Source organism: Bacillus sp. FSL K6-2839, from assembly GCF_038003365.1.
Lineage (GTDB): Bacteria > Bacillota > Bacilli > Bacillales > Bacillaceae > Bacillus.
This window is the reverse complement of the sequence record NZ_JBBOOZ010000001.1, coordinates 204637-224958: the sequence shown is the minus strand read 5'-3', so window position 1 is coordinate 224958 and position 20322 is coordinate 204637. Positions and strand designations below refer to the sequence as shown.

Genomic DNA, 20322 nt, shown 5'->3' with positions numbered 1-20322 from the left:
TAGAAAAAAGAAGCCTTCTCACGATGGAAAAGACTTCTTCTCTTCTTTTGTCTCACCTGCTGGCTCCATATGAACATGAGAGTGTAAAATATCATGTTCCTTCTTCATTCTACGTTCGATCTCATCTGCAATATCATGGCTTTCTGCAATGTTCAAGTGCGGCTCGACCTCCACTACTACATCCACATGGACCGTACTTCCGAGATACCGTGCCTTAATATCTTTCAAATCGCCCACTCCAGGTGTTGCTTCAATGGTCTCTTTATATTTGGACATATCTTTTATATGAAAACCGTCCGTTAACGAATGAGAAGCATCTCTGAAAATCTCCCACGCCGTTTTACAAATAATGAGGCCAATGACAAACGCTGCAAGCGTATCAATCCATGCCAGCTGAAATTGAGAGGCGATAATCCCTACAAATGTTCCAATACTCACATACGCATCTGATTTATTATCAGCTGCTGCTGCATGAAGAGCCTGGCTATTGATCCGTTTGGACAGATTGCGGTTGTAAATATACACGCCGTACATCACCACAGCACTTCCTGCTGCCGTCCAAGCTGCGATCATATCAGGCGTTTGATGCTCAGATGAGAAGAGCGACCGGCCCGCACTCAGCAGAACCTGAAGTCCAACAAGCATCATAATAAAGGACGCCACAAGAGACGCAATATTCTCTGCTCTAAAATGACCGTATGGATGATCTTCATCAGGCGGCTTTTGAGAAATACGCAGCCCAATCAACACAGCAAGGGATGCAATAATATCCGTCGTATTATTCAATCCATCTGCCGAAAGAGCCTCTGAATGAAACACATACCCAATTAGAAGTTTCACCGCTGATAAGATCACATAGGCAATGATGCTGACCCAAGCACCTGTTTCACCTTGTCTTAATTCGTTATAGCGCTCCATGTCGAACCGCGCCTCCTCACACATCACTTTTCTATTATTTATCTTACAAAGCAAAGCCCGTGTGGGTCTACAGCAACATGATTCGCTTGTGTCAGCAAAATAGGATACATAGAAATGTGTTGACCTAAGTAAACTTATTTTTATAAGGTCAATTGACCTCAAGACCTACTCCCATCAACCTTTTTCCAATTCACTCTGTGATGAACATCTGGCAATATCACTCTTTCTAGAAAATTGTCAGAATAATTTTATTTTGAGAGCCAACTTCTCCCCATCCTATCTTATGCTATTTTTAAGAATGAACAGAGGAAAAAGAGGGAACATAATCTCTCAAATCCTTTATACTTTTTAACATCATGTTAAGAGGTTTGAAATGTCAGTTTGATAACCTGTCCAATGCTGAATGACAATTCAGTATGATAAAATTTAAAATATTCTAAAAACAATTTCTCTATGAAGAGAAATGTTTGGAGGTAAAGACATGTCCAACATGACAAACGGTCTTCAAAAAAATCTGAAAACAAGACATATTTCAATGATCTCCATTGCTGGGGTTATTGGCGCAGGGCTATTTGTTGGTAGCGGCGCTGTCATTCATTCTGCAGGGCCTGGAGCCATTCTTTCCTATTCTTTTGCCGGACTTCTGGTGATCTTTATTATGAGAATGCTTGGAGAAATGGCATGCGCCTATCCGACAAGCGGTTCCTTCTCACAATATGCGAGTGATGCCATCGGTCCATGGGCCGGGTTTACAATCGGCTGGCTTTACTGGTTCTTCTGGGTGATCGTCATCGCCATCGAAGCCATTGCCGGTGCTGCCATTATTCAGTATTGGTATGGAGATGCACCTGTTTGGCTCACAAGTCTTATCCTCACTATCCTCTTAACATTAACGAATATCTTTTCTGTTAAATCTTTTGGCGAATTTGAATACTGGTTCTCATTAATAAAAGTCGTCAGCATTATTCTCTTTCTACTCATCGGTTTTGCATTTATCTTTGGTTTTGGCGGTCATCATACTGCAGGTCTTGCCAATTTAACGGGGAACGGTGGTTTCCTTCCAAATGGATTCAGCTCTGTTTTACTCGGAATTGTCGTCGTCATCTTTTCCTTCATGGGAACCGAGATTGTGGCAATAGCGGCCGGAGAATCAGCAGACCCAGTCAAGTCTGTGACAACAGCTACCCGCTCTGTTGTATGGCGTATCATCGTGTTCTACGTCGGATCCATCGCTGTCGTTGTGACTTTGCTTCCATGGAATTCAGCGAGTATTTTAACAAGCCCGTTCGTTGCGGTATTAGAATACATCGGCGTTCCATCAGCTGCTCAAGTCATGAACGTCATTGTTTTAACAGCCGTTCTATCTTGCTTAAACTCTGGGTTGTACACAACGTCCAGAATGCTTTATTCATTGGCAGAAAGAGGCGAAGCACCGAAACGCTTTATGAAAATCAGCAAACGTGGTGTTCCTGTAGCGGCTACAGTCGCAGGCACCTTCTTTTCCTACATTGCCGTCATGATGAACTACTTTTATCCTGAAACCATCTTTTTGTTCTTAGTCAATGCATCCGGCGCCATTGCCCTTCTTGTCTACTTGGTCATTGCTGTTTCACAATTAAGAATGCGCCGTAAAATCGAAAAAGAAAATCCAGAGCAGCTCAAAATCAAAATGTGGCTGTTCCCATATCTCACGTACTTTACCATTTTGGTCATTTGCGCCATCTTGGCATCGATGCTGTTTATCGAATCAATGAGACCACAGCTCATTTTGACAAGTATCATTACCTTCGGTGTGCTTGCCGCTTATTTCGTCTTTAAACCGAATAAAAAAGTGCCTGCAAATGCAGCGCTTGAAAATAAACACCCGTAATGCTCCCGCTGAAAAGCGGGTTTTTTTATTTTATTCACCTATTTTCATGTCCGCACTTATACTGTATCAAATTGGATTATAAGTGAGGATTAGACGACATGAACCTAGAAAAATTTGTTGACGAGCTTCCAATTCCAGAAGTCGCGAAGCCCGTCAAAAAGAACCCAAGACAAACGTATTATGAAATTGCTATGGAGGAGGTATTCCTAAAAGTTCATAGAGACCTGCCCCCAACCAAGCTATGGACCTATAATGGCAGTTTGCCTGGTCCAACCATTCAAGCGAATCGAAATGAAAAAGTCAAAGTGAAATGGATGAACAAATTGCCGTTGAAGCATTTCCTGCCGGTCGATCACACCATTCATGCCGGCCATCATGATGAACCAGAAGTCAAAACGGTCGTTCATCTGCATGGCGGCGTCACACCAGCAAGCAGTGACGGCTATCCAGAGGCTTGGTTTTCACGAGACTTTGAAGCAACCGGCCCCTTCTTTGAACGAGAGGTATACGTATACCCAAATCATCAGCAAGCCTGCACATTGTGGTATCACGATCATGCGATGGCATTGACACGATTAAATGTGTACGCCGGCTTAGCTGGGTTTTATTTGATCTCTGATGCGTTTGAAAAGTCCTTAGAGCTGCCGAAAGATGACTATGACATTCCTTTAATGATCATGGACCGTACGTTTCAGGAGGATGGCTCACTGTTTTATCCTAGCAGACCAAACGACACGCCAGAAGACAGTGACCTACCAGACCCATCCATCGTGCCCTTTTTTTGTGGAGAAACGATTTTAGTCAATGGAAAAGTATGGCCTTATTTAGAAGTAGAGCCGCGAAAATACCGCTTTCGTATCTTAAATGCGTCCAATACTAGAACTTACGAGCTGCATCTAGATAACGACGCCACAATCTTGCAAATTGGTTCCGATGGGGGCTTTTTGCCAAGACCTGTTCGCCATCAATCCTTTAGCATCGCACCTGCTGAACGTTTCGATGTCATCATCGACTTTTCAGCTTACGAAAACAAAACGATCACTCTCAAAAATACAGCCGGCTGCGGACAGGATGTGAATCCTGAAACAGATGCGAACATTATGCAATTCAAAGTCACACGTCCGCTAAAAGGGAGAGTACCTAAAACATTACGTCCGATTTTCAAACCGCTGCCAACGCTTCGGCCAAGTCAAGCTGATAGAGAGCGTACACTCACACTTAGCGGCACGCAGGATAAATACGGCCGCCCTATCCTATTGTTGGATAATCAATTTTGGAATGACCCTGTCACCGAAAATCCTCGTCTTGGCAGTCTAGAGGTTTGGTCCATCGTCAATCCAACCAGGGGCACACACCCTATTCATTTGCACCTTGTTCAATTTAGGGTTTTAGACAGAAGACCATTTGATACAGAAGTCTATCAATCGACAGGAAAAATCGTGTATACAGGACCAAACGAAGCGCCTCCTTTACATGAACAAGGCTACAAGGACACCATTCAGGCGCATGCTGGTGAAGTCATTCGGATCGTTGCTCGATTTGTTCCATACAGCGGCCGATATGTGTGGCATTGTCATATTTTAGAGCATGAAGATTATGACATGATGAGGCCGATGGATATCATTTAATAAAAATGAAACCACTCTTCCCGTAAATGCGTAGAAACTTGTATAAAACTTCTGATACACCAAAGGGCTAACGGACATCCATTCATTAGCCCTTTCAAAATGGAATAATAAATCGCATGAATGGTTTCTTTGAGCATTCAACACTTAAAATGTTGACGCAGCAAACCGATAATACTACTATATACCCATTGCATCTATCAAAAGGCACATAAGCCACAATGAACGAACAAATGGAAAATTGCGATAAAAAACGGAGGAGTTCAATTTGAATGAAGAAAAAGAGACTTGCCAGGTCACACAAGAAACAGCGGCAGGTAACATAGAAAAGCTTTCAATTCAGGAAAACGAGAGCATTTGGTCAAATATTGAACAGCTAACAATTGAACTCGGTGAACAAAAAGAATTCAACCACTTCATTTTAGATGAAAAACAAAAGGCCATCAGTACATTATCTGCCCTCATTACAAAAGGCGATTGTGATGAAGAATTAAAGACTCATTTTGAACAAGCATTACATATCGGACTTTCTGTCATAGAGATCATGGAGATTATTAAGCACTGTACAAAAGTTGCTGGATTCCCTCACTCCATTAATGCCCTGTTTATCTTTCAAAATTTATTAGACAATAACACCAAATAAATCAGTGAAAACGAGAAGTCATCTGTCCTCTCGTTTTTTATGTACACTCATATTACTCTCTTTCTTTTCCTCTGTCACATAAGCAAAATACGAAAATACCACACGTTTCCTGCTTAAAAATTGCTTTCCCTTCCATGAATTCCTCAATTTCACCATCATTTCAAGCGGCAAAATAAAAAAACGTCCAGTTATATCAAATAACTGAACGTACCCTTTATCGATTGACAGTGAAATTGTTAACAATTCCGCCATCCTTCTCCCAAGCGGCTTCCACTGTTTTCTTCTTGATATTGTATTCAAATATCGTTCTTACCTTTGCTTTTCGTCCGGTGTCATCCTTTAATTCCTTTGCGTTTTTAGCAACACCTAAGAAATAAACAGAAGATCCGTCCGTAGAAAATTGCGGCTGTGCGGCACTTAAAATATGCACATTCTTACTGTTCTTAACGAGTGTCGCCTGTTTTCCTGTTTCTACATCAAGCATTTTAATAGAGGATACTTCTTTTTCGTTTCGCACCTTCACTTCTGTATAAATCAATGTCTTATGATCTGGTGAAAATGAAATATCATTGATCGTTTGCGAGATACGTGTAATACGCTTCCCCTTCGCACCTGTTTGAAGGGTGATCTTCATGGTCGTTGGTTCAGGGTCTCTTCCCTTTTCATTCGCTTCATCGGTTTTCTTGTAATCTTCTTTTAAGGAATAATGCTGGATTGCCAGAAGGTTTGACGCCGGATCATAAGCAAAAGAACTCACCGTATCATCCTTGCTTTTTTCTGGATATAACACCTTCATTTTTTGTGTGTTCAAATCATAAGAAGCGACATAAAATTGTTCGCCAGAATCCTTATTATACCTGAGATATAACTGCTTCCCGTCCCCAGACAGCCTCATACTGTCGATGGAATCATCACTCGTAAACAGCGTTTTTTCTTCATCTGTTTTCACATTCAATTCTCGAATACTCACTTTTTGCGTGTCTTCATCCGTATACGTGTAATATAAAAGCTGTTTCGTAGAATCATAAGCAATCGAAGGATATGCTGTCAGTTTCTCCGTATGAAGCGCCCGGTCATGCAGGTAATACGTATTGTTTAACTGTTGATCTGTAAATGAAACGAGTAATTCGTCTTTTGCATCTTGATTTGTTTTCACTTTTCCTGCATGCTTTGCCTCTTGCCCCGGCTTCATCATGAAGAAAATGACTGCCGCAATCACTGCGACTCCGATGACCGTGATGATCCACCATGTTGATTTTTTCATTGCCTTTCAGACCCTCTCTACAAGAAAAGAAGCCAGAAAATGAACTTTTCCCGCTTCTCTGCATGCCTATGTATTAATAAGTGTAATGCCCTTTTACGACACCTTTACTTGTTTTATACCCTAGTGCTTTGAATGCTTTTGGACTGACGTCTAATACAGCGTTTGGCATTCTGCCTACATCATATTTATATACTGTAATCACTTTATGTGGTTTCGCTTTTGTTGTCACTCTAAGTTTTGTACCTTTTTTCGGTACGTCAAATCCCATTTTAGTTGCTGCATCCCAATGACCGAGTTTTTTTCCATCTGCGCCCTTTTTACCGACACCATTATACCAAGTAATATTGCCGCTTACTTTTTTTGCACTTGCTCCATGTGAGAAACTAAACGCCAAAAATAAACTAGCTACTGTTACGATTGTCGCGATAAGCTTTTTATTCATTAAAAAATCCTCCGTATTTGGTTTCTGCACTTATTATACATGAAGATGCCCCCAGTTATTTTACAGTCACATTACAATTCGGATACAAGTTGACCACTTTATGACCGATTTTGTTCACAAAAAATACCAAAATCGGCCAAAACAATGTAAGTAGCCCCTCTCTTTCATTTTATATAATAAAAGTGAATCCAATTTAAGGAGGAATTTTTATGAAAAAGTGGTTCATCGTTTTGAGTGTAAGTTTGGCCTTCGTTTTGATGCTATCAAGTATCCCTGCCTCAGCAGCTGGTCCCCGTCACGGTGCGATTGTGACACAAACGGATGAAGCCAAATGGTCAGGTATCTCTGCTGATATTGTGCTGCCGAAAACAGCCACTATTAAAAATGGCTATGCGGACTGGTACCTCGGTCTCGGCTCTGCCGTTGTAGAGAGCGGTATTTCAAAAACGTCTTCTGGCTATAAGGTCTTTCTTGGCAGCGGCTCACAAGGCGGCAGTCAATACTGGAACAGTGAGTACGATAAGAGCATTACGGATGGTGCACGTGTCAACTTAAAGCTCATCAACAATGGTGATGGCACAGTGTCACTATACGTCAATGGGAAATTGCGCTATAAGCAGCCTGTTTTCAACCCTAGTCGTCTGAAAAACCTCGATGTCGTCAAAATGGTTCACGGCGTCCAAGATAATGGAACAAACAGCTACTCACAAGCAAGTTTCTCGAATGTACAGCTTCGTGCGAATACTTCAGGAAGTGTCTATAAAAAATGGGATGGAACAATCAAATCATCGCTTTTACGTAAAAATTTAGAGTCTGGTGCTGCGGCTCCTAAATTCACCGTCATTTCTTCTGTTCCATTAAGTACAAGCCTTTCAGCACAATAAGAAAAAAGCGCCCTATTTTGGGTGCTTTTTATTGTTCACAGCTTATCAACACTTCTCTTTTAATCAAAACTAGGATTCGTGGTAACATAAACATACATACTTCGCAGAAAAAAGGAGAACGAACGTGAGAAAAAGTCTACTTGTTTTCATGAGCCTAGTTGCAAGTCTCTTCATACTAGCAGCTTGCTCGAATACGACAAACGAACAAAAAACAGAAACGAAGACACTTCCAACGATTAATGAACGCATTCAAAAAGAAACGAAAGAAGTCATGGAACAGTCTAAACTTATAAAAGACACGGATATCACTGTTGATCAAAAGAAAAAAGTCATTTCTTTAAATGTAACAGCTTCCTCTGATACCAATAGTGATTACGCTGAAGTCATCGGTTTAAACTTTGCCAAGACGCTGGCTATCGGGGCATCAACTGAAAAAGAAAACAATCTGCACAAACCAGAAAATGACAGCCTTGGCGCCCTCTATTCCTTTTACGACCTAAACATCACCGTAAAACAAGAAAACGGCAAAGTACTGGCAAAAGGAAAGAAAAAAACAAATGAAACAAAAATCACGTGGGAAAGAGCTTAATTTATGGTTTTTTACGATGAAAAAAGCTTGTAGAGGACTTCTCTACAAGCCTTTTTTCATGTTTATTCAGTCAAATCGTCTCTCATCGCATCGACTAGTGTGTGAATATCTGAGTGAGTCCTTGATGCTAATCGTACCAACAAATCATCTATACACTCATACAAATGATGTTCCCTCAAAATATACTCCTTATAAAATGGAATGACAAAGAAATAGAGCAAATCAGCCAATTCAAGTGCAACGTTATCGTCATCCTCATCTTCTAACGCCTGTCCAACACTTTCAATCAACCAAATCAAATCTGCTTTCTTTTCAATCGGGACATACATCAGTAAATGAATATCATCCGTATCCTTCGTTTGTAAAATCCGCTCAGCCGCTTCCTTTGACAGCGCCCCAATTTCTGTAGAAGATATATTAACAACCGCTAATTCATCCTCTGATCTCACTTGATTCATTTGCAGCAAGTTTTGGTCCATCTCGACTCACTCCCCATTCTCAGATACCTTTATTATAAGGAATTGATCTAATTTTTTATGGAAATAGTGGATTTTTTATGTAATTTTAAAGAAAATGTGACATTATAAGCCAAGATATCTCATTTCTCTCAAAACAAAAAAAAGCACTCTTGATCATAAGAGTGCTTTTCTCATACATCCTTTACTCTCTTTTTCATCGCCTCAGCCATTTCCACGTCACCCTCTGCTTCCAACTTTTCAATGATGTGAGCATAATCCCTTTCATGGCGATTTTGGCTTAGTTTAAAAGCAGCCTGAACTTCATCAATGATGATTTTAAAGCCCACAATCCCTTTCATTTGTTTCTCTAACAGTTCATCAGACAATGTATCCCATAAAACAGGCTGTTCTCTGTGACTTTCGTATGTTTCCAGCATCGTGGTTAATTCTTTTACCAGTTCCCCTTTTTCTAACAGCACAGCCTTTCCATATACATGGACAGCCTGATAATTCCATGTCGGTACGGCTTCTTTTTCATACCATGAAGAGGATATATAGGCATGTGGTCCTTGAAAGATGACGAGCACCTTCTCATTTTCTTCAAACGTTTTCCACTGTGGATTTCCAATCGCCATATGCCCTGTAATCACATACGAATCTTCAACTTGATGAAAACTCACTGGAATATGTGTCGCAATGGGTTTTTCATCCGTTGTGGTCACAACTGTTGCAAATGAATGTAATTGAATAAATGCTTTTACTTCTTCCATATCTTTCACTTGAAAAAAAGATGGAATATGCATATTCCCTTCCCCCTTATTGATTCAGCTAAGTGTTTTGGTCATAATGAAGTCCAATTGTTCTTCGTCTCCCATAAGGAATGCGTGCACCCCTGTTTGAACAAACCCAAGCTTTTGATAAAATGCGATGGCCGCTTTGTTGTGCTCCCACACCCCAAGCCAAACATCACGTTTATGATATTTCTTCGCGATCTCAAAGGCTTGATTGATTAAATATCGGCCTAACCCTTGTTTTTGAAAGGACTGCTTAATATAAATTCTTTCAATCTCTAACGCTTCACTTCCCATCTCTTCTGACTGCGCATCATCCATATTGAGCTTCAAATAACCAGCAACTTCGCCATTCACTTGAACAAAATAGAACTGTGAAGATGGATGATGTAATTCTTTTAACAGCTGGTTCGGATGAAAGGCTGTCTTTACGTAAACATCGATATGTTCCGCTTTGTTTTGATTCTGAAAGGTTTCTATAAATGTGTCGATACCGACTTTTTGCAGCTCTTCTATATGCTGTTCATTGCATGGAATAAAAGTGACGGTCATTGAAGTCATCACTCCTTATCATTTAGTAGCGTCTCTTATTTCCTTTTTTCACATAATCCCAATCTTTTTCGATATTTTTTCTCACCCTTAGAAGATACTCATATATCTGTTCTGCTTCCTCTTCAGAAAATCCATCCAGCGCTACTTGATTCGAATAATCATTTTCTCGTTTGATCATTGGATATACCGCTTCCCCTTTATCAGTGGGAAACAGCTTTTTGATTTTTTTATTCACTCGATCATCTTTCTTCTCAATAAAACCATGCAGTTCTAATTTTTTGATAGCACGAGCAGCCGTTGTTCGATCCACCTTGATCATTTCCGCCAGCTTTTCCTGAATGATGCCAGGCTCTTCACAGATACGCACAAGATACAAATACTGCCCCTTCGTTAAATCGTACTCTTTAAATTCAATATTACTTATAGAATCAAGCGCCCGAGCGATGACGCCAATCTCTCGCAAAATCTCTCTCATTTATCACGACCCCTTTTGTTGCATTTACAACATAAAACATAACAACATTATAGTTTATTTTTGTTGTAAACACAATAAAAAAACACCTTCATTTAGAAAGTGTTCTTTTCATTTTCTTTATTTCGCTCGTTTCTTTAATAGTGGTAATCGTTACAAAAAATAACGATCTCTGATCATCGCGAACGAAGGTGGTTAGGCAATGGGAAGAAGAAGAAGAGAGCCTCATAATATGCCACTACATTTTATCATATGTATATTCGTTGCTAGAAGATAATTTCCCTTTATGCAGCCGCCTCTTTTTATAACATAATCTCTCCAGTTTTATTAGCCATTATTCGTTAGAGTCCACATAGATTAAAATTAGAATTTTACCTTTAACAACCATCATTAAAATGATGAATATAATGGTTTAATTTAGGAACTATAAAAAGGTGACCAATCGTCAAGAAAGGAAGGTCGCTTAATGAATATTTTACAATTAGGGAGGATGACAATGGGAATTTTAAGTGGAAATCCAACGGATGAACCTATGCACTATGGTGAAGTGTTTGGTACATGGTCTTACTTGATGGTAGCTAAAGGTTTAGTTGCTGGTTATCAAACCCACTTAAACCATGCAGGTGACGAAGACTTACAAAAATTAATTGAAGAAGCTATTCAGGGTGGGCAACAAGAAATCAAAGAAATTGAAACTTTATTAAAAGAAAATGGAATTGGCTTACCTCCAACACCTCCTGAACGACCTAAAGCTTGTATAGACGATATTCCAGTAGGGGCACGTTTTCAAGATCCAGAAATAGCCGCTGGTCTTTCGGCGAACATTGCGGCAGGCTTAGTATCGTGTAGCACAATTATGGGGCAATCCATTCGAGAAGACATAGCTATGATGTTTGGACAGTTTCATGTTCAAAAGACAGCACTTGGAGCAAAAGTCCTTAGACTTAACAAAGAAAAAGGATGGTTAATTCCACCACCTCTTCATCATAGCAAAGCAGAAGATTGCTAATCATAAGATGATTAAACATTAAAGAGTAGACCTTTAGGGTTTACTCTTTTCTTGCTAAGCTTTAAACTTTCTACAAATTGAAAACTCTCCTTCACTCTCTTTACAGTCACTATATTTTGCCATTCCCATCGATTGCCTCTGAGCCAACATCATCAGCACTAGAAGATCAATTCCTTTAATATACCTAAAAATATCTTCCTCAGATTTAAAAGCTCCTATTACTATAGGTTCCTTAAACATTGATAGCAACTAACCAGTGGTAAAAACTTCGAGAGTAACCTTTCTCTATTATAGTCCTTGCAATTGCAGCATAAAGTCGGGCCCGTTCCGAGGTTCCATTTAATCAACAAGGTTGGTCATACCATACTGCTTGAGGTCGAATCGTCATTAATGAAAAACAATAGCATAGTGGACATAAGATTAGTCATACTACAAGGAATATCTATGCTCATATGACTGTTAATATGGAAGAAAAGGCCTCCCAACAGTTTTGCAAACTGATGAAAGGCCTTCTTCTATAGTTAGCTTATTTGTCACAGGTTGCCTTGTGTTTAATAACACAAGGACAAATACGACGACAAGAAAAGCATATTATTATTTCAGACGTTGATATAACAAGGTTTTGAAACCCTGATTACATCATGCCGCCCATACCGCCCATGCCGCCCATGTCTGGCATTCCGCCGCCTGAGCCGCCTTCTTCTGGTTTGTCAGCAACGACTGCTTCAGTTGTTAGAAGCATTGCTGCAACAGAAGCTGCGTTTTGAAGTGCAGAGCGAGTTACTTTTGTTGGGTCAACGATTCCTTTTTCGATCATGTTTACCCATTCGTTTGTTGCTGCGTTGAAGCCTACGCCAATTTCTTCGTTTTTCAAGCGCTCAACGATGACGGATCCTTCAAGACCTGCGTTGTGAGCGATTTGACGGATTGGCTCTTCAAGAGAACGTAGAACGATGTTTACACCTGTTTGAACGTCACCATCTGCTTCGATTGAAGCGACTTTTTTGTATACATTCACAAGTGCTGTACCACCACCGGATACAATACCTTCTTCAACTGCTGCACGAGTTGAGTTCAATGCATCCTCGATGCGCAGTTTACGCTCTTTTAGTTCTGTTTCAGTTGCAGCACCAACTTTGATGACAGCGACGCCGCCAGCTAGTTTTGCAAGACGTTCTTGTAATTTTTCTTTATCGAATTCAGAAGTTGTTTCTTCTACTTGCGCACGGATTTGGTTGACGCGTGCTGCGATTTGAGCAGAATCTCCTGAGCCTTCTACGATGGTTGTGTTTTCTTTTGTCACAACAACTTTAGACGCGCGGCCAAGCTGACCGATTTCAGTTGATTTCAGGTCAAGTCCTAGGTCTTCTGTGATTAACTCTCCGCCAGTTAGAACAGAGATGTCTTCAAGCATTGCTTTACGACGGTCACCGAATCCAGGTGCTTTGACTGCCACTGCGTTGAATGTTCCACGAAGTTTGTTCACAACAAGTGTTGCAAGTGCTTCGCCTTCTACATCTTCAGCAATGATCAATAATGGTTTTCCTTGTTGTACAACTTGCTCAAGTACAGGAAGGATTTCTTGAATGTTCGTGATCTTTTTATCAGTGATTAAGATATAAGGATTTTCAAGAACCGCTTCCATCTTATCAGAATCAGTCACCATGTATGGTGAAGCATATCCGCGGTCAAACTGCATTCCTTCAACCACTTCAAGCTCAGTTGTGAACCCTTTAGATTCTTCGATTGTGATAACGCCGTCGTTACCTACACGCTCCATTGCTTCAGCGATTAGGCTGCCTACTTCTTCATCTGCTGCAGAAATAGACGCAACTTGAGCAATTGATTCTTTGCCTTCGATTGGTTTAGAAATCTCGTGCAAGCCTTCAAGTGCTACTTTCACTGCTTCTTCGATCCCTTTACGAACGCCAACAGGGTTTGCACCAGCTGTTACGTTTTTAAGACCTTCACGGATCATTGCCTGAGCTAGAACCGTTGCAGTTGTTGTACCATCACCAGCTACGTCGTTTGTTTTGCTTGCAACTTCAGCCACAAGTTTTGCACCCATGTTTTCAAATGCATCTTCTAATTCGATTTCTTTTGCAATCGTTACACCATCATTTGTGATAAGTGGAGAACCGAATTTTTTCTCAAGAACCACGTTACGTCCTTTAGGTCCTAAAGTTACTTTTACAGCATCTGCAAGTGCATCTACACCACGTAACATCGCGCGACGTGCTTCTTCACTGAACTTAATATCTTTTGCCATAATAACGAAACCTCCTCAGTCTTTTTAAAAATATATCTCAATGTTTTTTTATGTGATTAACCAATAACAGCTAAAATGTCGCTCTCACGAAGGATTAAATATTCTTTGCCTTCATATTTCACTTCAGTGCCTGCATATTTTGAGAAGATAATGCGGTCGCCTGTGTTTACTTCTAACGCAACGCGCTCACCACTTTCAAGTACACGACCTGAACCTGCTGCAACAATTTTACCTTCTTGCGGTTTTTCTTTTGCAGAATCCGGTAACACAATACCGCTAGCGGTTTTTTCCTCAGATTCAACGAGTTCAATGATTACGCGATCGCCTAATGGCTTTAACATAAGAAACAACCTCCTCAATTTTTATATGTAGTCTTTTTTAGCACTCATCACCAGTGAGTGCTAACACATTTATTATAATAAAGAATGTCTTCTGTAATTTCAAGTAAAAACCTTTAAAAATTTTTACGCTTTCATGATCTTTTTTCAACTCAGATTCTTTCCTTTTCATCGAAAAAGAAGACTTGTGTTACAATAAATCTAGTTCTTTTAGTAAAGGGGTTTTCGTTACTTGAAAAAACAATATTGGTACATCATCTTAACGTATATATTGGTGCAGGTTTCTGCGTTTCCGTATGTGTTCATCATGAAGTGGTTAGGTTATATTCAGACACCGATGACACAAGCAGAGCTATCTAAATTGTCAGGTACATGGACAATCATTAGCTTCTGTATTGGACTAATCATTATTCTGCTCATCCTTCGGACTGTGCCAAAAGCTTCACTTCGAAATGAAGCACCGGCTTCAGTCGGCGCGGCAATCGCTTGGATCATTGGCGGTTTCTTTCTTTCGCTTCTCACCCAATCGATTGTAGGAATGATTGAACAATATGCATTCGGCATTGGACGTGAGTCAGAAAACACGCAAAATATCTTATCTATTATGGATGCTTTTCCTTTTCTGGTTGTTATTATTGCACTAATTGGACCGATACTTGAGGAGATTATTTTCCGAAAAATCGTTTTTGGTGTAATTTATGAAAGGTCGAATTTTTTTATTGCGGCACTTGTTAGTTCAGTATTTTTCGCTGCTGCACACTCTGATTTTGACCACTTCTTTCTCTATACCGCAATGGGCTTTACATTTGCCTTTTTATATGCGAAAACAAAACGTATCATCGTTCCAATCGGTGCACATATGCTGATGAACTCGCTCGTCATTCTTGTGCAGATTGAGCCAGTAAGAAAAATGATTGAAGAACAATCTCAAACAATGCAAATGATTATTGGAGGCTTTTTCTCATGAGAAACCCTGTCGTATGGGGCGTCATTTATTTTGCCGTAGGTGTTGCTTTCACCTATATGGCCATTCAAAATCCAGGTGACATGTGGTCATTTTACAGCATTTTGCTGATGGTGTTTGCGGCCTATAATATCAATATCGCGTTTAAAATGTTTGCCTTCTCTGTCAAACTCAAAAAACAGCAGCAAAAATAAATCAAAAACCATTTTCTAATCTCTGGAAAATGGTTTTTTTATGGAGGACAAGTTTTCATGGAACAAGAAAAACTGAACATCTTAAATGAGCAGCATGAAGCGATTGGAGTTGCACCCCGTTCAGATGTCCACGCGCAAGGCCTTTGGCATGAAACCTTTCATTTCTGGCTTCTCAAAAAGGAACTTGACACCGTGTATCTCTATTTTCAGCTAAGAAGCCCTGCAAAAAAGGATTTTCCTTCTCTGTTTGATATCACCGCAGCTGGTCACCTTCTCGCAAATGAACAGCCTTCTGACGGTGTAAGAGAGGTAGAAGAAGAGCTTGGTCTTACTGTCTCTTTTGAAGATCTAGCCTTTGCAGGTGTTATACAGGATGAAATTCATCTACCCGATTTTACTGATCGTGAATTTTGCCATGTCTATCTTTACGTCCATCAAGAAGAGCAGATGAACATTCAATTACAAAAAGAAGAAGTCGCTGGACTTTACAGAGCAAAGCTAATGGATGCACAGCAGCTTTCACAAGAAAATGTGAAAACATGCAGCTTGATGGCTTTGAAGTTGATGAATCCGGAGAACGATGTGAAGAAAGCAGAGTAGTCTGTATACAAGACTTTGTCCCGCATGAGCCTGCCTATTATCAACATCTATTTCAAGCGATCAATCAATTCCTTTTACAATAGAAAAAGCATCGTGACCCTTATTCGGATCACGATGCTTTTTTATGAGACATCATAATTTTTTTTCTCCTCTGTCTCTGTTTGCTGCATTTTGCGATAGGTCACTCTTGAAATGACAATACTCACTTCATACAAAACGAGCATCGGCAAGGTGACCATGAGGTGAGAAACAAGCTCTGGCGGTGTAATGAGTGCGGCAATGACAAGGAGGACAAAATAGGCATACTTCCGTATTTTTGATAAAAACATCGGTGTGATGATGCCAAGTCTTGTGAGAAACATCAACACAACGGGCATCTGAAACAAAAAGCCAAATGGAAGTGTTAACTGCATCAGAAATGTAAAATACTCATGAATCCCAATGACTTGCTCTACATTTAAATCATTCGACATTCGCATCATAAAATCAACGACAAACGGAAACAAAATAAAATAAGAGAAAGCCACACCGCTCAAAAATAAAAGCAGTGCAATCGGAATATAAGCAAGTGTCACCTTTCTCTCTTTTTCATATAAGCCGGGGCTGACAAACGCCCAAAGCTGATATAAAATCACGGGACACGTCAAAACCAAAGCAATGACAAATGCGAACTGCATAAACACGTACAGCGGATCTGTGAGCTTAAATGCATTCAGTGTCAGTGTGGCCGCTTCATCGGTATTTTGTAAATACACAATGACCGGCTTAGCAAGAAAAAAACCAGCCACCATAAAGGCGACAAAAAACATCGCAATGATCACTAAACGTTTTCGCAGTTCCACAATATGCTCCATAAGCGGCATATCTTTGACATTCATGAAGCTCATCCTATTCTACTGATCTTCTTTTTTCTTTTTTTCTTCCTGATCATCAGCTAAACCTTTTGTGGCATTTTTGAATTCACGTAATGTATCTCCTGCTGCTCTTCCTAATTCAGGAAGCTTTTTCGGCCCAAAAATAATGAGCGCAACAATCGCAATCAGAACCAAGCTTCCAGGACCGATCGGACCCATTTGCTCCACCCCCTTTACCCCTTTTCGTCAATCCTCCTGTGTAACAGAGTAATGCTTTAAGAAATACACAAGAGACTGAAGTTCAACCGCCAAATCTATATGATGAATTCGAATGTGTTCCGGCACATTCAATCGAGCCGGCGTAAAGTTAAGGATTCCTTTGATGCCAAGGGCAATCAAACGATCTGTAATGGATTGAGCTGCTACGGCAGGTACTGTCAAAATGGCAACAGGAATATCTCCTACCTCTTGAACATGCTCTTCAAGCTTATCCAAATCATAGACAGGCACGCCGCCTATCTCACTTCCTATTTTACTCTCATTGACGTCAAAAGCCATTGAAATTTTTGTATTATTATTTTTGATGAAATTATAGTGTAAAAAAGCAGTCCCTAAATTCCCGACACCGATGAGCATGACATTGGTCATTTCATCTTGGTCAAGTGTCTTTCTGAAGAAGGTCAAGAGGTAATCGACATTATAGCCATACCCTTTCTTCCCAAGTGCACCAAAGTACGAAAAATCTCGGCGAATGGTGGCAGAATCCACTTTGACTGCATCACTAAGCTCTGCCGATGACACCCTTTGTTTTCCTGATGCATGCAGATTTTTTAAAAAACGGTAATATAGCGGCAAACGTTTGGCTGTCGCTTGTGGAATTTTTGACTGATCTATATTCATATAAGGTCCTCCAACTTAAATATCAGATGCTCTGTGAAAATCACCGTTTTTCCCGCCTGTCTTTTCAATTAAATAGGTAGGACCGATGATCATGCCTTTATCAATCGCTTTGCACATGTCGTAAACGGTCAGTGCACATACTGAAGCAGAAGTGAGCGCTTCCATCTCCACACCCGTACTTCCTTTTGTTTTCACCTGTACTTGTATGTTCAGAATGTACGCATTTCCGTCTTCCTCCCAATCAAAGGAGATATCCACGCCTTTTAGTGCAAGCGGATGACACATTGGAATGATGGTAGATGTTTGCTTTGCTGCCATGATGCCAGCAACCTGTGCAACAGACAGCACATCCCCTTTTCCAATTTCACGTTGTTGTATTTTATGAAACACTTCTTTTATCATACGAACGCTTGAAGCAGCAACGGCGGTTCTCACTGTAGACGATTTGTTACTAATGTCGACCATCTTTGCTCTTCCCTGTTCGTTAAAGTGGCTAAATTGACTCATCTTTCAACGCTCCCTCACTCAAATGATACACTATTTTTTCCTATCTGTCTTTCATTTGAATATGGCGATTGTATGTAACATTTGCCGGTTTACTGCTGATAAGCTACACTTAACATATTATAGCAGAGGTGAATTTACATGATGATTCTACAAGTGAATCAGCTGTCCAAATCGTTTGGTGCTGATACTGTTTTAACGAATATAAAATTGGAAGTCAAAGCAAGGGATCGGATTGCCATTGTAGGTCGTAACGGCGCAGGCAAATCCACCCTTTTGAAAATCATTGCCGGTCAATTGTCTTACGAGCAAGGTGAGATCATCAAACCGAAAGACCTATCGATCGGCTATTTAGCACAGCATACCGATGTGACATCTACACGTACGTTAAAAGACGAATTATTATCGGTTTTTGATCATTTAAAAGGGATGGAACAAGAGATGAGAATCATTGAGGAGAAAATGGCTTCCTCCACAGGTTCTGAGCTGGATTCCCTCATGAAAACCTATGACAGACTGCAGCAGGAATTTAAAGATCAAGGCGGCTATCAATACGAAGCAGATGTCCGCTCCATTCTTCATGGGCTGGGCTTTAGTCACTTTGAAGATGAGACAACCGTTCAATCCTTAAGCGGCGGCCAGAAAACCCGTCTAGCGCTTGGAAAGCTCTTATTAATGAAACCAGAACTCTTAATTCTGGACGAGCCGACCAACCATTTAGATATTGATACCTTATCATGGCTGGAGCAATATTTGCAAAATTATACAGGCGCCATTCTGATCGTGTCCCATGACCGCTACTTCTTAGACAAAGTGGTAAACCATGTGTATGAAGTCTCAAGAACTGCCATGAAAAAGTTCGCAGGCAACTATAGTAAGTATCTTGAACTGAAAGCTGAGCAGCTAGAGCGTGATATGAAGCTCTACGAAAAGCAGCAAGAAGAAATCTCAAAGCTACAAGACTTCGTAGATCGCAACCTGGCAAGAGCCTCAACCACAAAGCGCGCTCAGAGCAGACGCAAGCAGCTGGAACGGATGGATCGTTTAGATAAGCCATTAGGTGATGAAAAATCCGCAAACTTTCATTTTGATATTACGAGACAAAGCGGCAATGATGTGCTGAAGGTACATGAACTCGACATTCGTTATGATGAAAAAACACCACTCCTATCCTCCCTTTCTTTTCAGATCAAACGTGAGGATAGCGTGGCACTCATTGGTCCTAACGGGATTGGGAAATCAACCCTTTTAAAAACGTTAACGAACACATTAACGCCTGTAAAAGGCGACATCACCTTTGGATCTCATGTCACGATCGGCTACTATGACCAAGAACAAGCCAAACTGACATCATCCAAAAAAGTGCTCAATGAGCTTTGGGATGACTATCCTCATATGAATGAAAAAGAAATTCGGACATGTTTAGGGAATTTCCTTTTTTCTGGTGATGACGTCTTAAAGCCCGTTCATGCATTAAGCGGTGGAGAAAAAGCCCGGCTTGCCCTGGCAAAGCTGATGCTTCAAAAAGCCAATTTCCTAATACTTGATGAGCCTACGAACCATTTGGACTTAGATAGTAAGGAAATTTTAGAGAATGCGCTGATCGATTATCCAGGAACCATCTTATTTGTCTCGCATGACCGTTATTTTATTAATCGACTAGCAACGAAAGTATTCGAGCTGTCGCGAGCGGAAACAAAAGAATACCTTGGTGACTATGACTACTACCTTGAAAAGAAAAATGAACAATTAGAGCTTGAGGCGCTTCAAGAAAATGAACCGCTTAAAAAACAAGCAGCAAAGCCAGTAGAAACAGCAAAGCTTTCTTATGCGGAAGAAAAAGAACTGAAAAAGAAAGAAAGACAAAAGCAGCGCAGAATCGAGGAAATTGAAAAGCGGATTGCTGTCATTGAAGAGAAACTTGGTGAAAATGAAGAGCTTCTATGTGATCCTGCTATTTTCCAAAATCATGAGAAGGTCCAAGACATTCAAACAGAAAATGATACGCTTAATCAAGAGCTTGAATCACTTTTCGCGGAGTGGGAAGAGCTATCCGAATCTTAAAGAGTGCCCAAATGGGTGCTCTTTTTTCTTTCAGTGGAAATTTATTATCCACATTAATATCCACAAAAACTTCTTTGTTATTCTTAAAAATTTTGGACTTATCCACTTTATTCACAGG

The 20322-nt window shown here is 40.4% G+C and carries 24 protein-coding genes; 10 read left to right on the top strand and 14 right to left on the bottom strand.

What is annotated here, in order from left to right; translation table 11 throughout:
- Nucleotides 1–18: 18 nt before the first annotated feature.
- Entirely contained in the window at nucleotides 19–918 is a 900-nt protein-coding gene (locus MHH26_RS01030) for a cation diffusion facilitator family transporter (RefSeq protein ID WP_060595662.1), read from the bottom strand.
- 481 nt (nucleotides 919–1399) lie between these two features.
- Between MHH26_RS01030 and gabP the strand changes: the two genes are divergently transcribed.
- The 3 genes from gabP to MHH26_RS01015 all read left to right on the top strand — a co-directional run bounded on the left by gabP (nucleotide 1400) and on the right by MHH26_RS01015 (nucleotide 5056).
- On the top strand, nucleotides 1400–2788 hold the full coding sequence (gabP, locus tag MHH26_RS01025; RefSeq protein ID WP_034664831.1) for a GABA permease: 1389 nt from the start codon (nucleotides 1400–1402) through the stop codon (nucleotides 2786–2788).
- Between the two features lie 98 nt (nucleotides 2789–2886).
- On the top strand, nucleotides 2887–4416 hold the full coding sequence (locus MHH26_RS01020; protein WP_340971829.1) for a multicopper oxidase family protein: 1530 nt from the start codon (nucleotides 2887–2889) through the stop codon (nucleotides 4414–4416).
- Between the two features lie 265 nt (nucleotides 4417–4681).
- Nucleotides 4682–5056 (top strand): carboxymuconolactone decarboxylase family protein, encoded by a 375-nt coding sequence (locus tag MHH26_RS01015; protein ID WP_034664837.1) that lies wholly within the window; start codon nucleotides 4682–4684, stop codon nucleotides 5054–5056.
- A gap of 18 nt (nucleotides 5057–5074) precedes the next feature.
- Here MHH26_RS01015 and MHH26_RS01010 read toward each other — a convergent pair whose 3' ends face one another.
- The 3 genes from MHH26_RS01010 to MHH26_RS01000 all read right to left on the bottom strand — a co-directional run bounded on the left by MHH26_RS01010 (nucleotide 5075) and on the right by MHH26_RS01000 (nucleotide 6762).
- On the bottom strand, nucleotides 5075–5299 hold the full coding sequence (locus MHH26_RS01010) for a hypothetical protein (protein ID WP_034664841.1): 225 nt from the start codon (nucleotides 5297–5299) through the stop codon (nucleotides 5075–5077).
- A complete protein-coding gene (locus MHH26_RS01005) occupies nucleotides 5271–6320 on the bottom strand; it encodes a hypothetical protein (RefSeq protein ID WP_066031250.1) in 1050 nt (349 codons plus the stop codon). The genes MHH26_RS01010 and MHH26_RS01005 overlap by 29 nt, the downstream gene beginning before the upstream one ends.
- Nucleotides 6321–6393: 73 nt before the next feature.
- Nucleotides 6394–6762, bottom strand: coding sequence for an RlpA-like double-psi beta-barrel domain-containing protein (locus tag MHH26_RS01000; RefSeq protein ID WP_003213878.1), 369 nt, complete (start codon nucleotides 6760–6762; stop codon nucleotides 6394–6396).
- 209 nt (nucleotides 6763–6971) lie between these two features.
- Here MHH26_RS01000 and MHH26_RS00995 point away from each other — a divergent pair, with 209 nt between their 5' ends.
- Together MHH26_RS00995 and MHH26_RS00990 are read left to right on the top strand one after the other, a co-directional pair.
- Nucleotides 6972–7646 carry a hypothetical protein gene (locus tag MHH26_RS00995; RefSeq protein ID WP_034664848.1) on the top strand — a complete coding sequence of 225 codons (675 nt, stop codon included), beginning with the start codon at nucleotides 6972–6974 and terminating at the stop codon, nucleotides 7644–7646.
- 124 nt (nucleotides 7647–7770) lie between these two features.
- Complete coding sequence (locus tag MHH26_RS00990; protein WP_340971827.1) at nucleotides 7771–8235, top strand: hypothetical protein; 465 nt, start codon at nucleotides 7771–7773, stop codon at nucleotides 8233–8235.
- 62 nt (nucleotides 8236–8297) lie between these two features.
- Here MHH26_RS00990 and MHH26_RS00985 read toward each other — a convergent pair whose 3' ends face one another.
- From MHH26_RS00985 to MHH26_RS00970, 4 genes are all read right to left on the bottom strand, one after another.
- On the bottom strand, nucleotides 8298–8714 hold the full coding sequence (locus tag MHH26_RS00985; protein WP_106043807.1) for a hypothetical protein: 417 nt from the start codon (nucleotides 8712–8714) through the stop codon (nucleotides 8298–8300).
- Nucleotides 8715–8884: 170 nt separating this feature from the next.
- Nucleotides 8885–9496 (bottom strand): FMN-binding negative transcriptional regulator, encoded by a 612-nt coding sequence (locus tag MHH26_RS00980; protein ID WP_106037234.1) that lies wholly within the window; start codon nucleotides 9494–9496, stop codon nucleotides 8885–8887.
- 21 nt (nucleotides 9497–9517) lie between these two features.
- Nucleotides 9518–10036, bottom strand: a complete 519-nt coding sequence (locus tag MHH26_RS00975; protein ID WP_340971823.1) for a GNAT family N-acetyltransferase — start codon at nucleotides 10034–10036, stop codon at nucleotides 9518–9520.
- A 22-nt stretch (nucleotides 10037–10058) separates the two neighbouring features.
- On the bottom strand, nucleotides 10059–10511 hold the full coding sequence (locus MHH26_RS00970) for a MarR family winged helix-turn-helix transcriptional regulator (RefSeq protein ID WP_034664870.1): 453 nt from the start codon (nucleotides 10509–10511) through the stop codon (nucleotides 10059–10061).
- Nucleotides 10512–11004: 493 nt separating this feature from the next.
- Between MHH26_RS00970 and MHH26_RS00965 the strand changes: the two genes are divergently transcribed.
- Nucleotides 11005–11517 carry a DUF3231 family protein gene (locus MHH26_RS00965; protein ID WP_034664874.1) on the top strand — a complete coding sequence of 171 codons (513 nt, stop codon included), beginning with the start codon at nucleotides 11005–11007 and terminating at the stop codon, nucleotides 11515–11517.
- Between the two features lie 634 nt (nucleotides 11518–12151).
- On the opposite strand, the gene groL is transcribed toward MHH26_RS00965, so the two are convergent.
- Together groL and groES are read right to left on the bottom strand one after the other, a co-directional pair.
- Nucleotides 12152–13786: a chaperonin GroEL gene (gene groL, locus MHH26_RS00960; protein ID WP_034320371.1), complete on the bottom strand. Its 1635-nt coding sequence runs from the start codon at nucleotides 13784–13786 to the stop codon at nucleotides 12152–12154.
- A gap of 56 nt (nucleotides 13787–13842) precedes the next feature.
- Nucleotides 13843–14127, bottom strand: coding sequence for a co-chaperone GroES (gene groES, locus MHH26_RS00955; RefSeq protein WP_003214120.1), 285 nt, complete (start codon nucleotides 14125–14127; stop codon nucleotides 13843–13845).
- 229 nt (nucleotides 14128–14356) lie between these two features.
- Here groES and MHH26_RS00950 point away from each other — a divergent pair, with 229 nt between their 5' ends.
- The 3 genes from MHH26_RS00950 to MHH26_RS00940 are packed head-to-tail and all read left to right on the top strand — an operon-like array spanning nucleotide 14357 to nucleotide 15882.
- Nucleotides 14357–15091, top strand: a complete 735-nt coding sequence (locus MHH26_RS00950) for a CPBP family intramembrane glutamic endopeptidase (protein ID WP_034664883.1) — start codon at nucleotides 14357–14359, stop codon at nucleotides 15089–15091.
- The gene (locus MHH26_RS00945; protein WP_034664886.1) at nucleotides 15088–15282 is read left to right on the top strand and encodes a YdiK family protein; all 195 of its coding nucleotides are present in this window, start codon (nucleotides 15088–15090) and stop codon (nucleotides 15280–15282) included. Before MHH26_RS00950 ends, MHH26_RS00945 begins: the two co-directional genes overlap by 4 nt.
- Nucleotides 15283–15339: 57 nt before the next feature.
- Nucleotides 15340–15882: an NUDIX hydrolase gene (locus MHH26_RS00940; protein WP_340971821.1), complete on the top strand. Its 543-nt coding sequence runs from the start codon at nucleotides 15340–15342 to the stop codon at nucleotides 15880–15882.
- Between the two features lie 122 nt (nucleotides 15883–16004).
- Here MHH26_RS00940 and tatC read toward each other — a convergent pair whose 3' ends face one another.
- From tatC to moaC, 4 genes are read right to left on the bottom strand one after another with little or no spacing between them, the layout of a single operon-like run.
- Entirely contained in the window at nucleotides 16005–16769 is a 765-nt protein-coding gene (gene tatC, locus MHH26_RS00935) for a twin-arginine translocase subunit TatC (protein ID WP_034666769.1), read from the bottom strand.
- A gap of 6 nt (nucleotides 16770–16775) precedes the next feature.
- Complete coding sequence (locus MHH26_RS00930) at nucleotides 16776–16955, bottom strand: twin-arginine translocase TatA/TatE family subunit (RefSeq protein WP_003214302.1); 180 nt, start codon at nucleotides 16953–16955, stop codon at nucleotides 16776–16778.
- Nucleotides 16956–16982: 27 nt separating this feature from the next.
- Entirely contained in the window at nucleotides 16983–17636 is a 654-nt protein-coding gene (locus MHH26_RS00925; protein ID WP_008355687.1) for a redox-sensing transcriptional repressor Rex, read from the bottom strand.
- Nucleotides 17637–17651: 15 nt separating this feature from the next.
- Nucleotides 17652–18143, bottom strand: coding sequence for a cyclic pyranopterin monophosphate synthase MoaC (moaC, locus tag MHH26_RS00920; RefSeq protein ID WP_340971818.1), 492 nt, complete (start codon nucleotides 18141–18143; stop codon nucleotides 17652–17654).
- Nucleotides 18144–18281: 138 nt separating this feature from the next.
- Between moaC and MHH26_RS00915 the strand changes: the two genes are divergently transcribed.
- Entirely contained in the window at nucleotides 18282–20204 is a 1923-nt protein-coding gene (locus MHH26_RS00915) for an ABC transporter ATP-binding protein (RefSeq protein ID WP_340971816.1), read from the top strand.
- Nucleotides 20205–20322: the final 118 nt, after the last annotated feature.